This is a genomic window from Actinoplanes sp. NPDC089786, assembly GCF_040684855.1.
Classification (GTDB): Bacteria; Actinomycetota; Actinomycetes; order Mycobacteriales; family Micromonosporaceae; genus Actinoplanes.
Genome location: NZ_JBFBGU010000063.1, coordinates 1 through 4858 on the forward strand (window position 1 = coordinate 1; position 4858 = coordinate 4858).

The 4858-nt window shown below is 67.2% G+C and carries 3 protein-coding genes; all 3 read right to left on the minus strand.

The features are described from left to right. Nucleotides 1-1681 (minus strand): SDR family oxidoreductase (locus AB0O15_RS47750; protein WP_364334825.1); only part of this gene is annotated, 1681 nt, incomplete at its 3' end. Nucleotides 1682-1802: 121 nt separating this feature from the next. Then, nucleotides 1803-2426 (minus strand): diguanylate cyclase, encoded by a 624-nt coding sequence (locus AB0O15_RS47755; RefSeq protein ID WP_364334831.1) that lies wholly within the window; start codon nucleotides 2424-2426, stop codon nucleotides 1803-1805. A gap of 389 nt (nucleotides 2427-2815) precedes the next feature. After that, entirely contained in the window at nucleotides 2816-4051 is a 1236-nt protein-coding gene (locus tag AB0O15_RS47760) for a hypothetical protein (protein ID WP_364334828.1), read from the minus strand. Nucleotides 4052-4858: the final 807 nt, after the last annotated feature.

The following is a 4858-nucleotide window of genomic DNA, read 5'->3' on the forward strand; positions in this document are numbered from 1 at the left end:
GCGGCAGCTCGTTGAGCTTCGCCATCAGGTACGTCTCGATCAGGTTGGAGCTGACGATCGTGCCCTCGAGGTCGAAGACGGCGACCGTGCGGTTGCCGACCGAAGCAGTGAGCGGCCGAGGCGCACGCGGAGCACGAGGTCGCCGACCGGCGCCACGCCGGTTGCCGGCCAGCGCCGGGAGGTAGACGTGTTGGAAGTAGTCGGTCCAGTCCAGTTCAGCGGGGTCGAAGCCGTGCTCGGCGACGCGGTCCGCGGGCAAGTGGTTGTGCAGCTCGATCAGGTTCTCGGTGCGAAAGACCGCCTCGTTCTGCAAATACTCGCCATAGAGGTCGGAGAGGCGGCTCAATGCGTCGACTTCCGTCTTGGTCACGCTGAGCAGGTCCTGCCATCGCCGGGACCGTGTGCTGCGTGGCCCGTGAAGCAGCGCCTGCTGCGCGGAGTCCACTGCTCTGGAGACCATACGCAACATGCCGTCGGCTCGGGCCGAGCCCGAGAAATCGAAGGTGGTCGCCTTGACGTGGCCGTGCCCGTCCTTCGACATGGGGTTTGCCGTGAAGTATCGGTGTACCTGTTGGTACATGCCCAGGTTCGTCAACGGCCGCCGGTCACCCGAGGCAACGTGGTAGAACCGCGGTACGGTGGGATCCGGCCGTACCGTGATGGGCTGCGTCGCAACGGCCATGAGGGCATTGACCACCAGGTCGACAGGAATGATGTCCATGATGCCGTCGGCCGGACCGGGAAACTGCGTGATCAGGCCCCGGCCGTACGCGAGAATCAAGGGGTCCGCCATCTTGTATCCCTGGATCCATCCGGGATAGGGGTGTCGCAGAGCACACTCCACAATGGCCGGGCGGACGACGGACAGAGGTAGTTCGCCGCTGAGCATCTGCTCCGCGACCCGCTCGCCCATTGCCTTGGTGAAGGTGTATACGTCAGTCCAGCCGCCGACCCGTGCGCGCAGCCGACCCTGCTTGACGAGCTGTTCGTCGACCCACTCACGGCGCTTCTTCTCAGCCGCCGCGGCAACCGAGCCAGGTCCGGAACCACGATGTTCCTTGCGTGCCTCGGCGAGTAGCCCCCGCAGCACCGCGGGCCGGTGCGAGTCTTGTTCGGCCCGGCCACGCGCGGCGGTCGCGACGGCCATCTCGGCACGCCAGTCGAGGTCGTGACCGAGGGATCGTTCCGCGACGACACCACGCTTGGCACCGTTGACGTAGGCGGTTGACACATGCACGACATGAGGCTGGGCGCGACTGCGCAGCAGTGCGCCGTACAGACCGGCAACTGCCTGCACGTTGCTCCGGAACGCTTCGTCGACCGGTGGATCGAAAGATACGGAGGAGGCGGCGTGAATCACCGCGGTAAGATCGTCCGGCAGTTCGAGGGCCGAATGCCCCAGATCCGCGTCGATGGTGTGCACCCGATTCCTGATCTCCTCAGCGACCGCCTCCTTGCCGGCGCCCTCCCGCCACCGATCGAAGACCGGCAGGCCCAGCAGGCGATCGAGTCGAGCCTGAGCGGAGGATCCGTGTCGCCCCCGGATCACGAGCGTGACCCTCGTGTCCGGGTATCCGGACAGGATCCGTTCGAGTACAGCCTGTCCGATGAAGCCTGTCGCTCCGGTCAGGAGCAGGTGCTTCGGCGCGGTCTTGTCAACACTATGTGCCAGGTCGTCCACACCTATGCGACGGATCAGTCCCCTGGGATGTTCAGATCTTGTCCAGAGGGGCAATAAAAGTGCCATAAGGAACGCGGCGGATGATCAGGCCGCCGATGCCGGCCGTGACGCGACACCCGGATCAGGCCGCGGCAGCGACAGCGAGGCGGTTTCGGCCCTCGTCTTTCGCCCGGTAGAGCGCCTTGTCCGCCCGCTCGACCAGGGAGGCCGGGGACGTCTGCGCGGAGGCGATCGTGGCGGCCACCCCGATGCTGACGGTCACCACGCCGGCCGGGTTCAGCTCGTGTGGGATGTTCAGTGCCGCGACCGCGGCGCGGACCCGCTCGGCGATCGTCGCCGCATGTGCGGCGTCCGTGGCTTTCAGCAGCAGGACGAATTCCTCGCCACCGTAGCGGCAGACCACGTCGGAGCTGCGGACCGCTGACTTCATCGCCCCGGCGATGCGGCGCAGGCACTCGTCGCCGGCGGGGTGGCCGTACCGGTCGTTGTACTTCTTGAAGTTGTCCACGTCGACCAAGGCCACGCCGACCTGTTCCGTGGCTGCTGCTGCCCGGGACCACAACGCGTCGTAGTACTGGGTGAAGTGCCGACGGTTGCCGATCTCGGTCAACGTGTCGGTCTGGCTGAGCAGTTCCAGCTTGTCGTTGGCGCTGCGCAGGGCGCTGGTCCGTTCGGCGATGCGGTCCTCGAGCGTGCGGTAGAGCAGCGCGTTGCCGACCGAGACTGCGAGCTGGCCGCCGATCAGGCGTACCGCGGCGAGGCGATCCTCGGTGAACGCCCCCCCGGCTCAGCCGGTTCTGCAGGATCAGTAGCCCGGTTGTCTCGTTCTGCCGGACGATCGGCAGGGCCAGCACCGAGCACTGATGCAGACCGGCGAAATGCGGATCGTGGCGGAAGCGGTCGTCGGCCAGCACGTCGTCGAGCACGAGCCAGGCCCGGGTGCGCCGGAGATAGTGCAGGACCGACTGCGGCACCAGATCGAGGCCGATCGCCTCGTCGGCCGGCGTGAGCTCGCCGTCGCCTCGCACCACCAGCATGTCGCCGGTCTCCGCCTCGGTGATCAGGAGCGTGACCGAGGTGGCGCCGGCGAGTGCGCACAGCTGCTCGTCGACCAGCGCGCGCAGGTGCACGAGATCAACGGCCGAGCTGATCGCCTGGGAAGCGGCCAGAAGTACCCGCATGTCGATGTCGTCCGACCCGATCCCGCCGCGGTTCGAGCCGGACCACCTCGTCGCGGGGCCGGTCGAAGCCACCTTTGCCGTGGCCCCCCACTCGCCGTACTCCACGGTCGCCTCGGCCGTCATCTTGTGCGCCACATACAGCAGACCCCGGTCGTGGAAGTACTGTGCCGCCCGTTGGGCGATGAACGGGCGATGCTAGCTGTGCCGATGGTCGTCGGCGGCACGTGCGGTAGTCCTCCCGTAGATGTTGAAACACCGAACTCGCACAGGCCAGTGGGGCGATCAGAAGGGAGTGCGGGCCGTGATCGCGCCAGAGAGTGAACGCCTTCATGGCGAGCCAGTTGTAGACGTTGTTGTCGATGAAGAATGCCGTGGTCATCAGCGGCGTGAACAACGTGAGGGCGGCCAGGATCTGCGGGTCGTCCGGCTCGGGCCGGTGGCGGTCCTGCCCAGCAACGGCGCCGTCGATCCACATGCGCAGGTCGGCCAGACCGCGGTCGACCTCGGCGCCGGCGTTCTCCGCCGGCATCGGCAGTCCGAGCCGGCTGAGCCAGTCCAAGCCCAGTGCGAGCGCTTCGACCGGCCGGGAGCCGTTGAGCAAGCTGTCGATCTGGGTGCCGGTGGCGGCGATCAGCGACACCGGGTCCACGGCCGCGTCGACGAGTCCGGCGTAGACCTCGGCCGCTTCGTCCAGCCGGCCCAGCAGGTAGAGAGTGCGTTGCCACGCGATACGTCGCCCCACCGCGCCGTCACCGTCGGTCAGTGAACAGGCGGCACGCAACAGACGCTCCGCGGCGCCGTAGTTGCTGACACGCACCGCCTCGGCGGCCGCGGCGTCGAACATCGTCGCCACCTCGCACCGTTCGGAGGACGACTCGATCGACGGCCATGCCGCGAGGTACTGCTCCACGGCCTCGGGCCGAAACCGGTCGATCGCGGTCAGACGGCGAGCTACAGCGAGCCGGTCGATCGGGCCGCCGACATCGTCGCCCATCGCGGCCTGCTGGACCCGGTCGTGCCGGAAGCTGACCGCTTCCGCGCCGATTCCCGCCTCACGAAAAACCAGCAGACCTTCGTCCAGGGCAGGGGCCAGCACATCCAGCGTCTCGGACACGCCCGCGTCGCCCGCGGCGGTGGACAACAGGTCCAGCGCAATGGTGCTGCCGATGGTGGCCGCCAGTCGCACCATACGGCGAGTGCCGAGGTGCAGCCGGGCCAGCCGGACAGCGAGGAGCTCGACGATGTCCTCGCTGCCGATGTGCTCGGTGACGACACCGTCGTCCCAGTGCCATCCGCTTCGTGACGGATCCGCGCTGTGGAGGCTGCCCCGGAGGCCTCCTTGCTGATCACCGTGCCGCCGTGCTCCGGATGCGCGACGCGGCGCATGACGGTGTGATCATTGGCGAGGATGGGTTCTCCGGTGATGTAATGCATCCGGTAACAGCCTCCGTGACACTGGCTTCACTTCCAGCCTGTTCGGCCGATCCGGTCCGATCCTTAGCTCGATGACACAAACCGTCAGGAGTACGGGTTGCCGGCCGGTCGCCGGAGTCGAGCTCAGACGATTGCCGGCCGTAGCCTGCAACGCCGGATCACTGTGGTGTCCAGGCGGACAGGGCCTCCCGGCATGCCGACAGGATCAGGGCCGTCAGGGCCACCGCCGACAACAACACGGTCATCTTCGACGACACGACACCGGCTCGTGCGGTCCGGATACGCGTGCTGGCCGAGGATCTCGTGGCTCGGCCAGACCCCAAGATGAAGGAGCGCAGCCGGCTGATCGCTGCGTCCTCGGTCACGGCTCCATCCGGGAGCGCGCCCAGTTCGCTCGATGTCAATACCCCGCTGCCAGTCGCCGAGCCGGCACAGGCGCACCACGGTATCTGCACCCGGTCCGCCGACTAAGCGGGTAGGCAAAGGTTCGGTACGTAACTGGTGATGGGCTGTCAGCGAACACGCTCAGCGAGAGGGACATACCAACGAAAAGACCCCGTCG